Origin of the sequence: Sphingobium lactosutens DS20, from assembly GCF_000445105.1 — a bacterium.
Lineage (GTDB): Bacteria > Pseudomonadota > Alphaproteobacteria > Sphingomonadales > Sphingomonadaceae > Sphingobium > Sphingobium lactosutens.
The window spans coordinates 110,407-128,910 of the sequence record NZ_ATDP01000109.1 but is presented as its reverse complement, the minus strand read 5'-3'; the positions used below and the strand labels follow the sequence as shown (position 1 = coordinate 128,910).

General features: G+C 62.5%; 18 protein-coding genes. 8 read left to right on the top strand and 10 right to left on the bottom strand.

Annotation, left to right across the window (positions count from 1 at the left end; genetic code table 11):
- The first annotated feature begins 91 nt into the window (after nt 1–91).
- The 3 genes from RLDS_RS52950 to RLDS_RS52940 all read left to right on the top strand — a co-directional run bounded on the left by RLDS_RS52950 (nt 92) and on the right by RLDS_RS52940 (nt 2,256).
- Nucleotides 92–901, top strand: coding sequence for an IS5 family transposase (locus RLDS_RS52950; protein ID WP_021228589.1), 810 nt, complete (start codon nt 92–94; stop codon nt 899–901).
- Nucleotides 902–983: 82 nt separating this feature from the next.
- Nucleotides 984–1,634: a BON domain-containing protein gene (locus tag RLDS_RS52945; RefSeq protein ID WP_021228588.1), complete on the top strand. Its 651-nt coding sequence runs from the start codon at nt 984–986 to the stop codon at nt 1,632–1,634.
- Nucleotides 1,635–1,683: 49 nt separating this feature from the next.
- Complete coding sequence (locus tag RLDS_RS52940) at nt 1,684–2,256, top strand: HdeD family acid-resistance protein (RefSeq protein ID WP_021228587.1); 573 nt, start codon at nt 1,684–1,686, stop codon at nt 2,254–2,256.
- Between the two features lie 15 nt (nt 2,257–2,271).
- On the opposite strand, the gene RLDS_RS52935 is transcribed toward RLDS_RS52940, so the two are convergent.
- The gene (locus RLDS_RS52935; protein WP_021228586.1) at nt 2,272–3,255 is read right to left on the bottom strand and encodes a zinc-dependent alcohol dehydrogenase family protein; all 984 of its coding nucleotides are present in this window, start codon (nt 3,253–3,255) and stop codon (nt 2,272–2,274) included.
- A gap of 31 nt (nt 3,256–3,286) precedes the next feature.
- Nucleotides 3,287–4,117, bottom strand: coding sequence for a universal stress protein (locus tag RLDS_RS52930; RefSeq protein ID WP_021228585.1), 831 nt, complete (start codon nt 4,115–4,117; stop codon nt 3,287–3,289).
- 431 nt (nt 4,118–4,548) lie between these two features.
- On the opposite strand from RLDS_RS52930, the gene RLDS_RS52925 reads away from it, so the two are divergent.
- On the top strand, nt 4,549–5,367 hold the full coding sequence (locus RLDS_RS52925) for a universal stress protein (protein WP_021228583.1): 819 nt from the start codon (nt 4,549–4,551) through the stop codon (nt 5,365–5,367).
- A 58-nt stretch (nt 5,368–5,425) separates the two neighbouring features.
- Here the strand turns inward: RLDS_RS52925 and RLDS_RS52920 are convergent, their stop codons facing one another.
- The 4 genes from RLDS_RS52920 to RLDS_RS52910 form a co-directional block, all read right to left on the bottom strand.
- On the bottom strand, nt 5,426–7,027 hold the full coding sequence (locus RLDS_RS52920) for a bifunctional aminoglycoside phosphotransferase/ATP-binding protein (RefSeq protein ID WP_021228582.1): 1,602 nt from the start codon (nt 7,025–7,027) through the stop codon (nt 5,426–5,428).
- A complete protein-coding gene (locus RLDS_RS56175) occupies nt 7,011–7,253 on the bottom strand; it encodes a hypothetical protein (RefSeq protein WP_021228581.1) in 243 nt (80 codons plus the stop codon). The genes RLDS_RS52920 and RLDS_RS56175 overlap by 17 nt, the downstream gene beginning before the upstream one ends.
- Nucleotides 7,254–7,531: 278 nt before the next feature.
- Nucleotides 7,532–8,278, bottom strand: a complete 747-nt coding sequence (locus tag RLDS_RS52915) for a siderophore-interacting protein (protein ID WP_021228579.1) — start codon at nt 8,276–8,278, stop codon at nt 7,532–7,534.
- Between the two features lie 23 nt (nt 8,279–8,301).
- Nucleotides 8,302–9,168, bottom strand: a complete 867-nt coding sequence (locus RLDS_RS52910) for an NAD(P)H-binding protein (RefSeq protein ID WP_021228578.1) — start codon at nt 9,166–9,168, stop codon at nt 8,302–8,304.
- An 88-nt stretch (nt 9,169–9,256) separates the two neighbouring features.
- Here RLDS_RS52910 and RLDS_RS52905 point away from each other — a divergent pair, with 88 nt between their 5' ends.
- Both RLDS_RS52905 and RLDS_RS52900 read left to right on the top strand, forming a co-directional pair.
- A complete protein-coding gene (locus tag RLDS_RS52905; protein WP_052034227.1) occupies nt 9,257–9,970 on the top strand; it encodes a TetR/AcrR family transcriptional regulator in 714 nt (237 codons plus the stop codon).
- Nucleotides 9,971–10,158: 188 nt separating this feature from the next.
- On the top strand, nt 10,159–11,382 hold the full coding sequence (locus tag RLDS_RS52900; RefSeq protein WP_021228576.1) for an FAD-dependent monooxygenase: 1,224 nt from the start codon (nt 10,159–10,161) through the stop codon (nt 11,380–11,382).
- Here the strand turns inward: RLDS_RS52900 and RLDS_RS0129135 are convergent.
- From RLDS_RS0129135 to RLDS_RS52885, 4 genes are all read right to left on the bottom strand, one after another.
- Nucleotides 11,346–12,203 carry an AraC family transcriptional regulator gene (locus tag RLDS_RS0129135; protein ID WP_052034226.1) on the bottom strand — a complete coding sequence of 286 codons (858 nt, stop codon included), beginning with the start codon at nt 12,201–12,203 and terminating at the stop codon, nt 11,346–11,348. The genes RLDS_RS52900 and RLDS_RS0129135 overlap by 37 nt on opposite strands.
- Nucleotides 12,204–12,846: 643 nt before the next feature.
- Entirely contained in the window at nt 12,847–13,425 is a 579-nt protein-coding gene (locus RLDS_RS52895) for an NAD(P)H-dependent oxidoreductase (RefSeq protein WP_021228573.1), read from the bottom strand.
- 42 nt (nt 13,426–13,467) lie between these two features.
- Nucleotides 13,468–14,580 carry a SufD family Fe-S cluster assembly protein gene (locus RLDS_RS52890; RefSeq protein WP_021228572.1) on the bottom strand — a complete coding sequence of 371 codons (1,113 nt, stop codon included), beginning with the start codon at nt 14,578–14,580 and terminating at the stop codon, nt 13,468–13,470.
- Nucleotides 14,581–14,595: 15 nt separating this feature from the next.
- Nucleotides 14,596–15,342, bottom strand: coding sequence for an ABC transporter ATP-binding protein (locus tag RLDS_RS52885; RefSeq protein WP_021228571.1), 747 nt, complete (start codon nt 15,340–15,342; stop codon nt 14,596–14,598).
- Nucleotides 15,343–15,849: 507 nt separating this feature from the next.
- On the opposite strand from RLDS_RS52885, the gene RLDS_RS52880 reads away from it, so the two are divergent.
- Both RLDS_RS52880 and RLDS_RS52875 read left to right on the top strand, forming a co-directional pair.
- Complete coding sequence (locus RLDS_RS52880) at nt 15,850–17,736, top strand: PAS domain S-box protein (RefSeq protein ID WP_031299205.1); 1,887 nt, start codon at nt 15,850–15,852, stop codon at nt 17,734–17,736.
- The gene (locus RLDS_RS52875; protein WP_031299204.1) at nt 17,726–18,349 is read left to right on the top strand and encodes a response regulator transcription factor; all 624 of its coding nucleotides are present in this window, start codon (nt 17,726–17,728) and stop codon (nt 18,347–18,349) included. Before RLDS_RS52880 ends, RLDS_RS52875 begins: the two co-directional genes overlap by 11 nt.
- Nucleotides 18,350–18,504: the final 155 nt, after the last annotated feature.

The following is an 18,504-nucleotide window of genomic DNA, read 5'->3' as shown; positions in this document are numbered from 1 at the left end:
CCGATCCGTAAACATACGCAATGCCGTAAGATGCAGCGGCGCCTAGAGATTGTTATGGACTTGAGATTCGGTAGGATTCATCGGGTTAGGGATGAATCCGACGCGCAAGCCATATCCGTCTGATGTTTCTGATGAAGAGTGGTCACTGGTGGCGCGTTATTTAACGTTGCAGCGGGAAGATGCGGGCCAGCGGGAGCACTGCCTGCGGGAGGTGTTCAACGGCTTGCGGTACATCGTGAAGACGGGTGCGCCTTGGCGCTGGATGCCGAACGACCTTCCGCCCTGGGCAGCGGTGTACCAGCAGACGCAACGCTGGCTCGCGGCAGGGTGCTTCGAAGCGCTGGTCGACGATCTGCGTGCGATCCTGCGGCTTGCGGCGGGACGGTCGGCCGAACCGAGCGCGGCGATCATCGACAGCCGGACGCTGCGTTCCTCGTCAGAGAGTGGCGAGCGGGCGGGCTATGACGGGGCGAAGCGCAAGAAGGGCTCCAAGGTGCATCTGGCGGTCGACACGCTGGGCCATCTGCTCGCGCTTCACGTCACCCCTGCCAGCGCGCAGGATCGGGGCGAGGTCGAGACGCTCGCCAGAACGATCCAGGCGGTGACCGACGACAGCGTCGAGATCGCCTGGGTCGATCAGGGCTATACCGGTGCCAGAGCGGCAGACGCCGCCGCCCGCCACGGCATCCGGCTTGAAGTCGTCAAGCTGCCCGAAGCCAAGCGCGGCTTCGTCCTCCTGCCACGCCGATGGGTGGTCGAACGGTCCTTCGCATGGGCCGCCAAATTCCGCAGGCTCGTCAAAGACTACGAACGATATGCCCAAACCCTCGCCGGACTGCACGTCGTGGCCTTCGCCTGCCTCATGATCAAGCAGGTCGCAAACCTCGTCGCAGATTCATAACAGTCTCTAGGAAAGTGAGGAATGGCGCGCGAACAGTGGTTCGAGCCGTTCGAATATTTCAGCATGGCCGTGGAGACAGAGCATGTCGAAGGATCGTCATCTTCAGGAATCCGTTCTCGCCGAACTGGACTGGGAGCCCAGCGTGTCCGCAGCCCATATCGGCGTCACCGCCGCTGATGGCGTGGTGACGCTGAGCGGCCATGTCGCCACCTTCGCCGAGAAGCGGGCGGCCGAGATCGCTGCGCGCAGGGTGAGGGGCGTCAAAGCCGTGGCCGAAGAGCTCGAGGTACGGCTTTCCTCGAGCGGCACACGCGATGACGAGGCGATCGCCGCCGCCGCGGTCCATCGTCTGGCCTGGGACGTTTCGGTGCCGCGCGATGCCATCAAGATCCAGGTCGAAAAGGGCTGGCTCACGCTCACCGGCGAGGTGGACTGGCACTATCAGAAGGATAGCGCTGAACAGGATCTGCGCCGGTTGCCGGGCGTGATCGGCATATCCAATCAGATCGCGATCAGGCGCAAGGTCGATGTGTCGAACATCAGCGACGATATCGTTCATGCCCTGCACCGCTCCTGGTTCTTCGACCCCAAGACGGTCACGGTCACTGCCAGGGACGGGACCGTCGTGCTGGCGGGAACCGTCAAGTCGCCGCACGAACGGCAGGTGGCCGCGGCGACAGCATGGGCCGCGCCCGGTGTTACCGATGTCCGCAACGAGCTCGTCGTCGCCTGAGGCGGGCGGCTCATGATGATCGTCGAAATTCAGGATCAGGAGATGCAGGATGACGCGCACGACTGAGAGATGGCCGGGCATCTGGGCCGACTCGCCCGATCGGCGGCGCGCATGGGGTTGGTTCGTCGGGATCGGGTTCGCGCTCCTCCTGCTCGGCCTGTTCGCATCGGTGAACCTGTTGGTGGCGACGGTCGCGACCACCTATTATGTGGGCGTGCTCATGCTGGTCGGCGGCGTTCTGCAGATCACCCATGCCGTGGGCGCCGCGAAATGGGGCAGGGCGGCATTCTGGTTCCTTGGTGGGCTACTCTACCTGCTCGCCGGCCTTGCTGTGTTCTTAAACCCGCTGTTCGCAGCCGCCATGCTGACGCTGATGCTCGCCGTCTCGCTCGGCCTGTCCGGCGCGACGCGTCTCTGGATCGCATTTGGTGCAGGGGTCAAAGGCAGGGGGTGGATGATTGCCTCGGCGGTCGCCAGCATGGCTACCGCTCTCATCATCGCGATTGGATGGCCCGTCAATTCGATCTGGGTCCTCGGGCTCGTGCTGTCGATCGACCTCATGTTCCAGGGTGTGGCGCTCCTGCTTGTCGGATGGTCAATGAAAGCGTCAAGGGCGCGCTGAGAGTGGCCAGGACTGCTACGGTATGAGCACCGCGGCGCCTTCGAACCGGCCGGTCCGCAGGTCGCTCAGGGCCTGATTGGCCTCATCGAGGCGGTAGGATGTTGTCCTCGTGACGATGCCGATCTTGGGTACCAGCGCGAGGAAGTCGAGGCCGTCCTGACGTGTCAGGTTCGCGACCGACAGGATCTGGCGTTCTTCCCAGAGCAGGTCATAGGGGAAGGTCGGAATATCCGTCATGTGGATGCCTGCGCACACAACGCGCCCACCCTTGCGCACGGCCTTGAGCGCGGTCGGGACTAGATCGCCCGCCGTCGCATAGATGATCGTCGCATCGAGTGGCTCGGGCGGCGCCTCATCCGATCCGCCTGCCCAGATCGCGCCGAGGCTGCGTGCGAACGTCTGGGCAATTGTGTCGCCAGGCCGGGTGAAGGCATAGACCGAGCGGCCCTGCCACTTAGCGACCTGCGCGACGATATGGGCCGCCGCTCCAAAGCCATAGAGGCCGATCCGCTTGCCGTCTCCGGCCATAACCAGCGAGCGCCAGCCGATGAGGCCGGCGCAGAGCAGGGGCGCTACCGATATGTCGTCGCCTGTCTCGCCGAGGGGGAAGGCGTAGCGCGCGTCGGCGACCGCCGATGTCGCAAATCCGCCGTCGCGCGTGTAGCCCGTGAAAAGGGGGTGATCGCACAAATTCTCCTGGCCGCCGGTGCAATAGGGACAGACGCCGCAGGTGTGCCCGAGCCAGGGGATGCCGACCCGGTCGCCGAGATGCAGGCCCTTGACGCCCGAGCCGATCGCATCGATCCGGCCGACGATCTCATGGCCGGGAATGATGGGCAGGACAGGGTTGGGCAAATCGCCGTCGACCACATGGAGATCGGTGCGGCAGACGGCGCAGGCGGCGATGGCGATACGGATCTCGCCCGGTCCCGGCTCCCGATCGGGAAGTTCCGTGAAGACCAACGGTTCCCCGTGCTTGTTGAGCACCATCGCCTGCATGGGCCGCTCTCGATCCAGCCTCAGCGTGCCGTCAATGTGACAGCAGCGAGCAGCGGTTGGTGCCCAGAAGAAGATCGGCGGTCACGCCGCCCAGCACCCATTCGCGCAGGCGGCTATGCCCATAGGCGCCGGCGACGATGATGCCGACCCCGCGCCCGTGCGCAACCTTCGCGATGGTGCCTGCATCATTGCCGGCCGAGCGCTCCACGAGCGGTTCGGCGGGGATGCCGTGACGTTTGAGCCAGGCCACCACGTCGTCGAGCCGCTTTGCTGCCTCGGGCATCTCTGCTTCCGGCGCGACTTCCAGGACGGTGACGTCCGAGGCCATTTCGAGAAGGGGAAGCGCATCGAGCGCGGCGCGGCGCGCCTCGCGGCTATCCTTCCAGGCGAGAAGCACATGTTCGGGCTGCAGGCTTTTCGCGCCGGTCGGAACGAGGAGGACGGGGCGGCCAGCGCGAAGGACAAGGTCGCCCATGCTGACATGGCGTGTATTGTCGAGGAGCGATCCCGTTTGATCGGGCGCGGTGATGAGGAGATCGGCATTGCGCGCCTCCTCCGCGATATAGTCGGCGATCGACCCGCGGGTGATGGCGCAGCGCCAGCTGAGGTCTGCGATCCGGCCGCCGAGCACAGACCTGAATTCGGCTTGCGCCGCGTCTGCCTCCTTCTCGATTTCCGCGCGATTCTCTTCCATGACCTGGCCCGAGATGAAGCCATCGCCATAGACATATTGAATGGGCTGGCATGCGGCGATCCCGATCACACTGGCCTGGAACCTCTCGGCGAGATCGGCGGTGATGGAAAGCAGATCCGCGTTCGACCGGCCAAGCTCGAGGTGGACCATGAGCGTCGCATAGGTCATCGGTTCGTCTCCTCAACTGGTCTACGGTGTCGGCATCCACCAAGGATGCTTCTTTTGTCTAAGGTCAGCGCAAAAGAGGAAATATCGGGTCATATACTTAGGCCGGTCGCAGGCAGCGAAGCGCCACGAGCGAAGTGGGCGCGAACGGATGACCTGTCCCTCATGCCTGCGAAACGCCTTGCCGCCATGATCCGGCTTCTACGTAACCTTACCGATTATGGGCATGTCCGTCCGCGCATAGGCTTGAATCATCTATTCATGGATTATGCCGGGGTTTCGACAGGTCACGCTCGGGGAATGCACTATGGCCAGGTTTGAGATGGATTTGGTGGCCGCAGTCGTGGGCGTGGCGATCCTATGTCTGGCGTTCTTTCTCACGCTCAGGAAAAAGCTGTGACGAAATCGTCGGACGAGGAAAGGCACCTCTGAACATGGGCAGGGATATCCTCGCGATTGTCGACACTGGCGACCAGGATGCGCCGTTCATCGACTATGCGATCGCACTTGCATCGGCCCGGAATGCGCGTCTGGAGATCGGACTTGCCGGCGCAATTCCGGTACCCGGTGCGCCATCGGCATTCGGACTGCCCTATGCGGACGCGGACGCGTTCAACCGGGCGTTTGCGGCGAAGGAGAGCCGGGTCCGGTCGCGCGCGAAACTGGCCGGAATCACGGTTCGGCTCTTTCTCGATGATCCATTGCTGTTGTTGCAGAAACTAGGTGCGGAAAGCCGACTTTGGGATCTCGTCCTGCTCGGTCCGACAGACGCCTATGCCAGTCCGAGATTTAGGCGTGAAATGGCGCAACTCCTGGTCTTTTCATCGGGACGGCCTGTGGTGGTGCTGAGCGAGCAGGCCGCCGTCGAGCCCTTGACCCGGATTGTCATCGGATGGACCGGAACACGCGAAGCGGCGCGCGCCTTGCATGCCGCCGTCTCGATTGCCCCGCCCCAGGCGTGCTTTGACATCGTGACGGTCGGTCATGGGGGCAAAGAGGAAAGGCAATTGCAGCCCTCGGCGCATGATGTCGCCCTCCATCTGATAGCGCTGGGTCGAACTGCACAAGCCCATCATGTCGATGCCGGCGAGCAGAGTGTTTCGGAAGCGCTCGTTGCATTCGCACGCGCGCATTCCGCCGACCTCCTGGCCATCGGCGCCTATGGCCACTCCAGGCTTCGCGAAATGGTGTTCGGCGGCGTCACAAGGGACCTACTGGAAGGCGCGGAGGTTGCGATCCTGATGGTGCATTGAGGCCGTGGCTGCCTACGGATATTGGCGAGGGAGCGGGGCGCAAGTCGGGCGGGGGTCTTCACAAATCGGTCTGGTCAAGCTTCAAGGCGCGGCGTGCATCGAGAACAACGGCGTCGATCGATCCGGCCACCTGAATGCGCCTCCAGGATCCAAGATCTCCGATCTCGAGGTCCGTTTGTGCGCGTGCGACGGCCATATCGGCATCGGATGCATCGGCGCCCCGCCCGGAAACCCGGGTAAGCCGTGCCTGGGGCGGCGCCTCGAGCCATAGGCCGGTGAAGCTGACTCCCGCTTCTGACGCGACCCCCTCGATCCTGCACCGGTTTTCCTGCTGGGCGAACACGCCGTCGGCGATAACGGATTGACCGGAGCGCAGCGCCAGCAGAGCCAGCCGGTCGGTTTCATCGTAGACGCGCCGGGCGGCCTCGTCCGAGTAGCTGCTCCGCGCAAGCCGCGTTTCAGGTGCAACGCCGGCGAGGCGTTTGCGCAGGACATCGTTGCGCAGAACCCTGGCGCCCGGCGCCCGCCCGACCCCTTCGCCAAGTGCGCGTGCAAGGCTGGATTTGCCGGTGCCGGAAAGGCCGCCAATGGCGATCAATCGTGGCTGCACCGGCCGAAGTAGAGCCAGCGCGAGATCCAGATAGCTGCGCGCCTGATCGGCCATCGATCGGTCGCAGCCCGGGCGCGTCGCCTGGGCTGCGAGCACATGAGCCCGGATCGTAGCGCGGACCGAAAGAAAAAGGGGCGTCAGGGCAAGGCCGTCTTCGTCCTGCGGCGACAGGTCGAGATAGCGGTTGAAGACGATGTTGGCTTCCGTGCGCAAATCGCGGTGCCAGAGATCCATCAGCAGGAAAGCGAGATCATAAAGCGTGTCGATCGTGGCGAGTTCGGGGCTGAACTCCAGGCAGTCGAACATGGTCGGCTTGCCGTCTATGAGCGCAATGTTGGCCAAATGAAGATCGCCATGCGCGTGCCGGATGCGGCCTGACACCCCGCGCGCATCCAGCAGCGGCGTCAGTTCGCTGGTCAGACCGAGCAGGCGCCTGGACAGGAGCCCCGCCTGATCGGGATCGAGGACATCGGGATAGCGCGCCATGCTCTCGATATTGCCTTCCACGACGCTACGAAAACGCGCGGCACCGTCGCCGGCGGCGAGAGGTTCGGCCGCATCGTGGAAGGCGGCTATATGGTCCGCGAGACCCATGAGCATGGACTGGTCGAGATGTCCGCGCGCCGCTTGCTCGTCGAGCAGTGCCCCATCGGGGAAGCGGCGCATCTCGAGGAGCCAGTCGATTGGTGTTCCCGTCCCTCCGATCGTGAGCTGGCCCTCAGCCGACCGGATAAGGGGACGCACGGCCCGGTATAGGCTTGGGGCTGTACGACGATTGAGCCGTAATTCGGCTTCAAGTGCTTCGCGCCGGCGTTCAGGCGTGGAGAAGTCGAGATAGCCGAAACGGACGGCGCGCTTGAGTTTCCATGCCTGGTCACCCGTCAGGAAAATACTGGCACAGTGCGTGTCGATGCGCCGCGGCGTTTCGTGCGTGCTGAAGGCGTCACCACTTTCGAGGAAAGCGAGGATCTCGGCCTGCGCTTCGGTCGAGCTTGCGACGGGGGATGCGTTCGCTTTTTGCGCTGGATCTCGTTCAAGCGAAGAGGGCATGCTCACCTGTTTCTTCGATCGGGTCGGGAACGACGAGCTGATCATGTTCCTCATGATAAACGCGGTGGTGCAACTGCGGCATGTGAGGCCAGAAGTTATCTACGCAGGCATTCCACCACAGCGTATAGTATGTCAGCGGCGCCTCCCACAGCGAGTGCATGGCGGACAACCATTGCGTCCCGAGCGATGGTTCGAAAGTCCTTAGTGCGGCTCCATGCTCGGCCATGGTGGGCTCCTGTTGACGAATCCGCTGCAACGCTATGCGGTTTCCTGACGACGCCCCATTGGGGAGTCTACCTAGCGTCAGGACATATTTGGCGTTAGCGGCTCGATCTGATTCGATCTCGTCAAAGAGAGCAAGACAAACGACGTTTATTGATGACGGACGAGCAGATGGCTCGGGTGCTCCGCGAGGACGTGATCGCACTCAGCCTTTCGATGCCGATGCCCATGCCGATCCAATCATCGCGCTGCCGCTGATCATGTCCCGGATCGGACGACAACTTAATCGAGACCCGTTTTTCCGGGTGCCCAATATGCCTTGGTGGCGACCCGGTTGGCAGAAACGCCTAGTCGTTTCAACTCGTGGCGCAGCCGCTGAATCGTGCCGGCTTTTCCAGTCACCACGAACGAGGCATCGGATGCGACAAGCGAGGAAAGCGTAGCTTCCAGCGCGCCGAGGTGCGCGTCGTCATCGCGCCTTGCGAACAGCCTCGTGTCGACCATCCCGAGCCGGTCCACGACCCGCTTGCCACTCTCGGCATTTCCGACCTCGAAATGGCACGCAACCGATCGAGCCGCGTCATGGCGCGCAAGCGCATGTCCAAGACCAATCGAGGTTTCATCGCCGAACACGGCGACGCGGCCGATCATGTCATTTACGGCAAGGGAATTGCGTGGCCCGAACAAATCGCACTCGTCGCCAACCCTGACACCGGCGAGCCAGATGCTCCCCGGCCCCTCGCCATGCCTATAGCCGAGGAAACGTGTGCGCCCCAGCGCGATATCCCATTCGATCGGCGTATAAGTCCGGGCGACAAAGGCCGAGCCCATGGCGATCTGGATTTTCTGTCCCGGCATCCAGGCGAAGCCGCGCAGCGCGGCGCCCTCCAGGGTGACGAGGCGAAAGCCATCCGTCACGTCGTCGATCGCCATAACAGTCGCGCGCTTGATGAACGGGGCAATGAGCGTCTTGCTAAGCCGCCCCGGCGCCTTGCCGCTGGCGCGGCCGGACCCGGACGGGATCGTCACGACAGTCTCACGCTGAACTCGCCTCATACGGCGAGCGCCCGGGTCAGGACTTCGCGCATCGATTGTGGTTTGCGCCCAAGCAGTTTCTCCATTGTTGGATCGACCTTGGAGAACTCGCCGCTGCGGGCCGCCATGAACATGCCCAGACTGATGTCGATCGCCTCGGGCGGCATCCCGCGCGAAGCCATTCGCTCGCGGACGATCGCATCGGCGAGAATGTCGCGCCGGTACTCAGTCCCACCGATCATGGTCGCTAGGTCGGCGAGGTCGGCGAAGTCCAGCGCTTCGGATCCCGTCAGCGGAGCGGTGGGACCATCGGGCGCGTGATCGCGGGCGAAGAGCAGGGCGTCGGCGGTCGCAAGGTCTTCGTGCGTTGTCCAGGCGACCTTGCCGTCGGCAGGCGCAGCCACGACGCCCGTTCTGCGCCAATCGCCCATGATCATCGGCGCGCTCTCGGCATAATAGCCGTGCCGAAACGCGGTCCAGGGGATGCCGGATGCCTGCAACATGGCTTCGCTTGCCGCGTGATCGCGCGCCGGCGCGAACGCCGAAGCCGGATCAGCGGCCATCTGGCTGGTGTAGAACAGGCGTTCGACACGAGCCTTGCGCGCCGCCTCGATCGCATTGCGATGCTGCATCAGCGGATCGCCGCCGGTTGCGGCGGTGTTCGACGACACGATGAGAATGCGGGATGCGCCCTCGAACGCGTGGTCGAGGCTCGCCGGGTCGGCGAAGTCGCCTGCCCGGACACGGACGCCACGCTCCGCCAGCCCGAGGGCCTTATCCGGATTGCGGACGCTTGCTCCGATCTTCTCTGCCGGCAGCAGCTTGAGGAGTTGCTCAACGATGGCCGCACCGAGTTGGCCGCTGGCACCTGTCACCACGTACATGTCATAGTCCTAGTATCAGTGATTACATAAATCATGCTATCAATGGAAACAATCAACTGCAAGCAGTGATAGCCGTCCGGCGTGTTCAATGGTAACGAATGTCATGGAAGCGACCGGCACCGACAACCCGACAGACCACCGTGCCAATATCCTTGTAGCGGCCGCGAGCCTGTTAGATGAGGGCGGGATCGATGCCCTTACCACCCGCGCCGTGGCCGCCAGGGCGGGAACGCAAGGTCCGACGATCTACCGCCTGTTCGGGGACAAGAAGGGCCTGGTCGAAGCGGTCGCCGAGCATGTCCTGCGAACCTATGTCACCGAAAAGACTGCGCGCGAGGCGCCGGCCGACGGGGTAAGCGCACTGCGCGACGGTTGGGATGCGCATGTAGCATTCGGCCTGGCCCACCCCGCCATCTACCGCCTTATGAACGCTGATCGCCACGGCGCCATCTCCGTGATTGCCGAAGGCGGGTACGCCGTTCTGCGCGACCTGATGCGCAAAATCGCACGCGAAGGCCGACTTCGGGTTAGCGAGGAACGTGCCGTCGACCTCATGCGTGCTGCGGCAAGCGGGATCGTCATGATCCTGATCGACAAGGCGCCCGTTGAGCGCGAGGGGCTGTCGGATGCCGCACGCGAGGCCATCCTGACGGCGATCCTTACCGATGCTTCGCCGATGCCTCGAAATGGTGCAGCGGGCGCGGCAACAACCTTGCGAGGTCAGTTGGACGACGTGACCGCGCTGTCGCCGGGTGAGCGCCACCTGCTCGATGAACTGCTGCGCAGGATCGCGGAACGCTGACGCGGCCAGCTTGGCTGATAGCAGCGAACTCCGACATTCGAAAGACAGCGACTTCTTTGGTTCAATAGCTCTCACGGTATGACGCCGAAAATGGCAGGATCAGGTGATGAATTGGCAGTCCGTCCCAAGGACTTGAGCGCAACAAGCGGCTAAACCCGCGAGGCAAAATTCCATATCATGGAGAAATCATGGAAGCTCGCAAGATCCTCATATGCGGTGCGGGCATTGCCGGACCAGCATGCGCCTGGTGGCTGACGCGCTACGGTTATCAAGTCGTCATCGCAGAGCGTGCGACCACCTTGCGGGACGGCGGGCAGAACGTGGACATCAAGGGTGCCGGCCAGACGGTCATTGGCAGGATGGGGCTGGCAGAGCGGATCGACGCCAGCAACACGCGTGAACGAGGCCAGAAGTATCTCGATGCGAAGGGCAGGGTGATCGCCGTCTATCCCCGGGGCGCGTTCGGCGGCCTCACCAGCGACTTCGAAATCCTGCGCGGCGATCTCGCCGCCATCCTGTTCGACGCAACAAAAAGCCTATGCGATTACCGCTTCGGAACTGCGGTCGCGGCCCTCGAGGAAATGGCGGACGGCATGGTCGTCGCCTTCACCGACGGCAGCGTCGAGACGTTCGAGCTGGTAATCTGCGCGGAAGGGATCGGATCGGCGACGCGGGCCATGGTGCTGCGCGAGCAGACCCGCTTCCGGTATCTCGGCGCCTATATGGCGTTCTTCCGCATCCCGCGCCGGCCGGAGGACGACGGTTGGGCCCATACGGTCAACGGCATCGGCGGAACCTTCATCACCTTGCGGCCGGGGCATGACAGCGAGACGACGGTGCTGCTAACCTTCATCAGGGACGAACCCGATGCGCCTCCGGGCGACGTTGCCGACAACAAGGCCTTGCTGCGCGAAGCCCTGAGCGGCCGTGGCAGCATTGCCCGGCGCGTCGCATCGGAGCTGGACGGCGTGGGCGATATCTATTTCGGCCCGATGAGCCAGGTGCAGGCATCCAGTTGGGCGAAAGGGCGCTTCGTGTTGCTCGGCGATGCTGCATATTGCCCAACGCCCTTCACGGGCGCGGGATGCGCGCTGGCACTGGTCGGCGCTTACGTGCTGGCGGGTGAGATCGACCGGCATGACGACCACGCAGATGCGTTCGCAGCTTACGATGCGCTTGTCCGACCTTATGTCGAAGCTGCCCAGAAGCAGCTCAGTCCGACTGTGATCCGCCTGTTTCATCCGAAGAGCCGGATCGGCATATTGCTCACGCATGCGGCACAGAGGCTGTTCGCCAGCGGTATCGCGCAGGCCTTGCTGTTACCCAGCGACGCCGGACGCGCAAAACGCATAACGGATGATTTCGCGCTCCCTGCCTATGCCGATCGCCCCCAGTTCTCGGAAGCGAGATAGTCCGGCCGCCCGATGTCTGCACCGGCTCTCAGCTTATCGCGCTGCGCCGCAAGATATCTGGCGGGGGGTTGGCCCATGGCTTTTCTGAACATGGTGATGAAGGCGCTTGCGCTTTCGTAGCCGAGGTCGAATGCGACCGATTGTACAGCGTCGCCGGCCGTCAGGCGCTCCAACGCCGACATGATCTGAACCTGCTGACGCCATCGACCGAAGGTCATGCCGATTTCGCGATGGATGAGCCGGAACAGGCTTCGCTCGCTCATGACGACACGCCGCGCCCATTCCCCGATCGTCAAGCGCGAGACCGGATTCGCGATGAAGCCCTCGGCAATCTTTCGCAGACGAGGATCGGTCGGCAGCGGCAGATGAAGCCGCTCAACAGGTGCTGCGGCAAGCGTATCGAGCATCGTGCGTACGAGGCGTCCCTCAGGGCCATCTCGGTGATACAATGCGGGCAATGCGGCCACGCCGATGACAAGCTCGCGCAGGAGCGGAGAGATCGATACCGTACAGCACTCGGCAGCCATATCGTCTGCAGCGTCGGGATCGACGAACAGGACGTAAAGGCAGACTTCACCGATGGCGCGGACGCTGTGTTCCATGCCACCCGGAATCCACAGGGCGCAATGCGGCGGAACCATCCACAAGCCCTTTGCTACCTCACAGGTCACCAAGCCCCGTAGGCCCATGATGAGTTGCGCCTTGCGATGATGATGCGGCGGCTGTTCCAGGCCCTGGGTCACGAGTTCGCCGCCGAAAGCAAATACTTCACGGGGTACTTGTTGAGGATCGAGCGCCTCTTCCCGATTTATGTCGGCCATTCGCAATCTTTCTTCCAGCCGGTTGGACTGATGTTCTCAAGCATGCCCAATACGCTCAAGATTGCGAGCACTTGGCAAGACTTTGACGGGATAGAGTAGCAGGATGGCAGCATAGCGAAATCCTGCCGTGCCAAGACAGGGCCCAATGGCTTCCAGGGATTTTAAATCTGGAAGGCGACGAGCTCGATCTCGTCGGGGGCCGGAAGTGCATCCGGGTAGTGGCTGGGACCGCGAAAACATGGCCATGGCTTCGCGGTCCCGAGTTATCCTTAAGGCGCGTTCGACGATCGCGGATGATGGAACACTACTGCTCTGCCTCAGAGCAGGGAGCGGATCGTCGTGACGTTTTGCAAGGCCCGGTGCGCGAAGCCGAGAGAAAGTGTGTGTGTACCGTTTGAATCATGCCCGAACCGACCCTTTGATGCGTCGCACGCACCGACAGGGTTCGGCTTCGGAAGCAACGGCCGAGTATTCGTGATCGTCGGTCGAATGGAAACAGAAGCCTGACGGGCACCGGAGGCTCACCTCGATGCGGGGGGCAAGAAAGGAGGACCAGCATCCACATCCAGCTAGTTTAGACAACCCTTAGACCGTCTAGTGATCGCCTGAGATCGAACGGTTGATCATCCAGTGCGCAATCGTTCTAGACGCCAGCCGCGCCCAAAGCTTCGATCTTGTCGAGCCAGCGCTGGCGTTTTCGGTCGCCCGCTTCCACCTCTCCAACGATCGTCCGCTTGACGGGGGAAATACCCACGAATTTGAGGATATTGCGTTCGAAACTCTTCACGCTGTGCGCGCGATAGAAAAGTTCATAGAAGTAACCCGGCATGCCCATGGTCACAATCACACGCGCCGAGCGGCCGGTGAGCAGTTTCTGAGGCATCCGTGCGCTGCCGTATCGGAACGCGAACTCCGGTCTGAGGGTCTGCTCCAGAAAGGCTTTCACCAGAGCCGGCATATCTCCGAGCCAGAGCGGGTAGAGGATCACAAGATGCTCGGCCCATTTGATCTGGTCTTGCGCGGTCAGGATCGACTGTGGCGGCGGCTGCCCTATCCACTCCTTGGGATTGCGCAGGACGGGGAACTCCAAATCTGCAATCCGCAGGGCTCTCACGTCGTGGGCTGTCGCGCCATCGGCATAGGCCGAGGCTAAAGCGTGCACGAAATGCACGGGGTCGGCGTCCGGATGCCCGTCGACGATAAGAATCCTGCGCCGTGCCATGTCTATCTCCCGGCTTTTCCTCACCCCGTCGCCGCTTCCAGTCTACATCGCACCGGAGTTCGCGGCCGCGATGGTGCGGCTGACTTCGACGCGAATCGCCTCGGGCAGCTGCTGGGCGTCGAGATTGAAGAAGCCCTGGATGATGAGGTCGCGCGCCGCGTCTTCGCTCATCCCGCTCGCCATGAGATAGGAGAGCTTGTCCTGCCCGATCATTCCGATCGATGCCTCATGGGACAGCTGTGCCTCGGCGCTCCGGGCCAGCAACGCCGGAACCGACAGGATTTCGCCTTCGTCGGTGAGCTTGAGGCCATTGCATCCCAGGAACCCGCGGGTGTCCTTGCCCTCGCCGACAAGCGTGGTGCGATTGGAAATGCTCCCGCCGCCGGTCACCATACGCGTGATGCTGTCGGACCGAGCGCCTGTTCCCGCAAGACGGATTTCGCTTTCCATGATCCGTTCGGTGCCGTTCGGCGCGAATATCACCGACTGATCGTTGGAGACGCCGCCCTCTTCGACAATCGTTCGGCTCTGGGAGTAATGTCGCTTGAGCGGCGAGACCTGGATGTTGCTTTCGATCACCCGGGCGTTCTTGCCGATATGCGTGCGGGCGTAGCTGTGCACCTCCATCGCAGGGCCCCACCGCTCGATCGAGACCGAGCGACAGGTCGCGCCCTCGCGCAAATATGACTCGGAGATCGAGACGTGGTGGCCGGCATGAACTGCGGGCGGAACCGCGGAGCCCGAGATCATATCGACCTGCGCGCCTTCCTCGATCACGGTGATATTGTGATGGAACTGCCGGCCCTGGGGTGTTTCGAGCAAGGTGAAGACCTGTATGGGAAGCGACACCTTCGCGCCCTTGCGGACACGAATGAAATGTCCGACGGGCGCGTGGCGGCTTTCGGCAGCCTGTGCGACATGCTCGTTTTCGGCCGGGTCGATCAGGTTGAACATGAGATCCTGCACCCAGTCATAGCGATCGAGCGCTTCCTTGAGAGGCAGAATCTCCACGTCGGGATCGTTGACCGCAATGTGGCGGACCTCCTGGTTCACGAGCACACAGGTGCCGCTATGTTCGCCTTCGATGCTGTAGCCGACGGGCGCTAGCTGCTGCTGTTCTTCGGGCGTGATATCGGCGTCTGGAAGCGTGGCCATGGTAAAGCTCCTTGCTTAGATGGACGGATCGCCCGCGGCGGTTAGCGCGGGCAGCGAATAGCCATGTGTCTTGATGTGGCGGAAAAGGGCGAGGGGGTCGGCGGAGCCAAGGATCCGGCCATCGACCATAAGATGACCCATGTCGGCGTGGATGTAATCGAGAATGAAGCCGGTGTGGGTGATCACCAGTGCCGTGCGCTGGGGGTCATTGGGCGTGTTCGCGCCCAACAGGCGGTCGATTGCCCGGCCGACGGCCGCGATATGCTCGAGATCGACACCGCTTTCGGGTTCATCGAACAGGCACAGATCCGGGCGCTTGAGGAAGAGCTTCAAGATTTCCCAGCGCTTGATCTCACCGCCCGAGAAGCCGACATTGACGTCACGCTCCTCAAAACCCCTGAAGTCGAGCGCAGCCGCTTCCTTTTCCAGCAGATCGGCCGATCCGATCGCTGCGGTGAACGCCTCAACGGTGACGCCGTCGATCCCCGGCGGGCGCTGGAATGCCATGCCGAGACCAAGCCGTGCGCGGTCATCGACGGGCATGGCCTCGATCGGCCGGCCCTTGAACCGGATATGGCCGCCGGTGACCCGATAGGGCGCGAGGCCCATGATGGTGGCGAGCAGCGAGGATTTGCCCGATCCATTGGGCCCGAACAATATATGGGTCTCCCCCGCCGGGATCACGAGACTGACGCCGTGCAGCACGGGAGTGGTCCCGGCCACGGCATGGAGATCCCGGATTTCGAGAAGGGGTTCTGTCAATGCTTTCGCTCCTTTGGGAAGAGCGAAGCTCGCATGCCACCTGGGAGCGGAATATCTGTAAGGTTACGTAGTTCGTGCTCCTGGCCCTTGCGCCTATGGCAAGGTGTCCGGGCTCATTTGATCTCGATTGGTTTCGTCGTATCCTGTGGACACGCGCCGCCAAATATCATAGCCAAGCCGTGCATTTTCCGATCTTGATCGTGAGGAAAGGCACGCAATTGGCGCGTTGAACATAGGCTCTCGGCTTCCGGTCGGGCGGCCTGCGAAATGCAATACCTTCGGGAAATACGCAGGGCGCGTTTTCCTATGTTTGCGCGCGATCAACCGTCCCGGCTGGCGGGGCGGGCCATCGGAGTGCGTCATGACTTGGCGACCGGACAGGCTATCCGCGGATTGTTCCGCAAAAGTCATGACGTGCCGACAACACGGCAATGAAGCCTTGCATCCATGCAGTTTCCGCAACGCGACACGATTCGTCGGGATAATTCCTCGGGACCTTTCGCGGGGATGACCATCGGCGTCCCGAGACAAACCCGGCGCGTCTGGCTCCTCGCCTCGATCACAGTGGCGATCGTTCTGGCGGCAATTGTCGCCCGCTATACGCTCAAGCCCTGGCTCGTCGCGGGAGAGCCCTATTTCGTGTTCTGCCTTGCCGTTCTGATCGCGGCGGTCGCCGGCGGGCCACGCCAGGCGCTGATCGCCGCGCTGTTATCGATCCTCGCTGGCATCGGGTTCGAAATCGCCGAACCTTCGACCATCTTCGACCCCATCAGCGTTGCGACCGCGCTCGTCCTCGCCGGAGGAATCATCCTGTTCGCGGCGGGAAATGCTCCGTGGCAACGCAGGTCCCGGAAGGACAATGAGCGTGTTGCCGTCCGCCTGCAGGCGGGGGCGGCGGCGGCCGAGGAGCTTGGGCTGCTGATTGACGGGGCGCAGGGCTATGCGATCTACATGCTCGATCCGGAGGGCGTTGTCACGATCTGGAACGAGGGAGCCGAGCGGCTGAAGGGCTGGAGCGAACTCGAGGTGGTGGGCGAGCATTGCGCGATCTTTTATCCAGCGGACGCTGTTGATGCCGGCAAGCCGGCGCATGATCTGGCTCGGGCGCAGGATCTCGGCAAGTTCGAGGAGGACGACTGGCGCGTGCGCAAGGACGGGTCGGAGTTCCTTGCCCATGTCTCGATCACAGCTCTGCGCAACGAGGATGGAACGCTCCGCGGGTTCGGCAAGGTCGTGCGCGACGCAACCGAGGAGCGCGCGGCGGAAACCGCGCTTAAGGCGAATGCCATGCATCTTCGTTCGATATTGGCGACCGTGCCTGACGCGATGATCGTTATCGATGAGGAGGGCAGCATCATCTCTTTCAGCGCCGCTGCAGAGAAGCTGTTCGGATATTCCGAAGTCGAAATTACGGGCTCCAACGTCAGCCGGTTGATGCCGTCCCCCGACAAGGACCGGCATGATGGCTATCTCAGGGGCTATCTTGAGACCGGCGAGCGGCGGATCATCGGCATCGGCCGGATGGTACTCGCCTGTCGCCGGGACGGCTCGACCTTTCCGATGGAACTGTCTGTCGGCGAGGCAGTCAGCGGCAAGCAACGGGTTTTCACCGGATTCATTCGTGACCTCTCCGAGCAGCATGCGACGCAGGAGCGTCTGGAGGAGCTGCAATCCGACCTCATTCACGTGGCCCGGGTCAGCGCCATGGGGACGATGGCCTCCACACTGGCGCACGAGTTGAACCAGCCGATCACGGCCGTCGCGAACTATGTCGAAGCGGTCAGGGACCTGCTCGCCGAAGGAAATCGCGACGACATGCCGATGATCTCGGAGGCGCTCAATGATGCTGCTGGGGAAGCGATCCGTGCCGGCCAGATCGTGCGGCGATTGCGCGATTTCGTGGCCCGGGGCGAAGTCGAGAAGACGGTTGAGAATCTGCCCGAGCTGATCACCGAGGCGGCTGCTTTAGGCCTCATCGGCGCAAGGGAAAGGGGAGTCCAGTCCCATTTCCAGTTCGACCCCGGCGCGAGCCAGGTCCTCGTCGACAAAGTCCAGATCCAGCAGGTCCTGATCAATCTCATTCGCAACGCCGTCGAGGCGATGGTAAGTGAAGTCGATCGCCGGGTCTGGGTCTCGACGTGCCGCGATGGCAAGGGGATGATCCGGGTGACGGTTGCCGACACGGGGCCGGGCGTCCCGGCGCATGTCGCCGACCAGCTTTTCACGGCGTTCGTCACGACGAAAAGCGATGGCATGGGGTTAGGGCTTTCGATCTGCCGGACGATCGTCGAGGCCAATGGCGGGCGCATTTATCTAGAGCCGCGCGAGGGGGGCGGATCGCAGTTTCATTTCACGGTGGTCGCAACCGACCCGGAGACGATTGATGACGGATAGGCGGATGATCCATATTGTCGATGATGAGGACGCGATCCGGCGCTCGGCGGGTTTCATGCTCAAGACTGCCGGATATGCCGTCTCGACCTATGCTTCGGGTGGGGCGTTTTTGCGGGAGGTGCGCCACGTCGAGGCTGGCTGCATCCTGCTGGACGTGCGCATGCCCGAGATGGATGGCCTCGAAGTTCAGCAGGCGTTGCTCGATCGGGGAATAGCGATGCCGGTCATCATCCTGACCGGGCATGGCGATATTGCGATCGCCGTGCGCGCGATGAAGGCGGGCGCTGTCGAATTTATCGAGAAGCCGTTCGAGAAGGCGACGCTGCTCGCGGCGATAACCGCCGGTTTCGACCGGCTCGACGGGCTGGGACGCCGTTCTGAAAAGGCCTTGGAAGCCGCAGTGCTTATCGCCGGCCTCACAAGCCGCGAGCAGGATGTTCTCAAGGGACTGGCCGACGGCCTGCCCAACAAGACAATTGCCTTTGATCTTGGGATTTCGCCGCGCACCGTCGAGGTTCATCGTGCGAACCTCATGACCAAGCTGGGCGTTAGAAGCCTATCCGACGCCTTGAGGATCGCATTTGCTGCCAATCTCGGTAGCGCGGAATCCTAATTTGGGCGCAAACGGCCCCCCGTTTGTGGTAGTTCTGGCCAACTGAAGAGTAGTTCGGTAGTTCGGATATCGTCGATCGCTGCTGCCCAGTCGGAAAGACGAAAATCTTCGCGACAATTGGATCACAACTCTTGTGAGAAATATAGTTAAGAGAG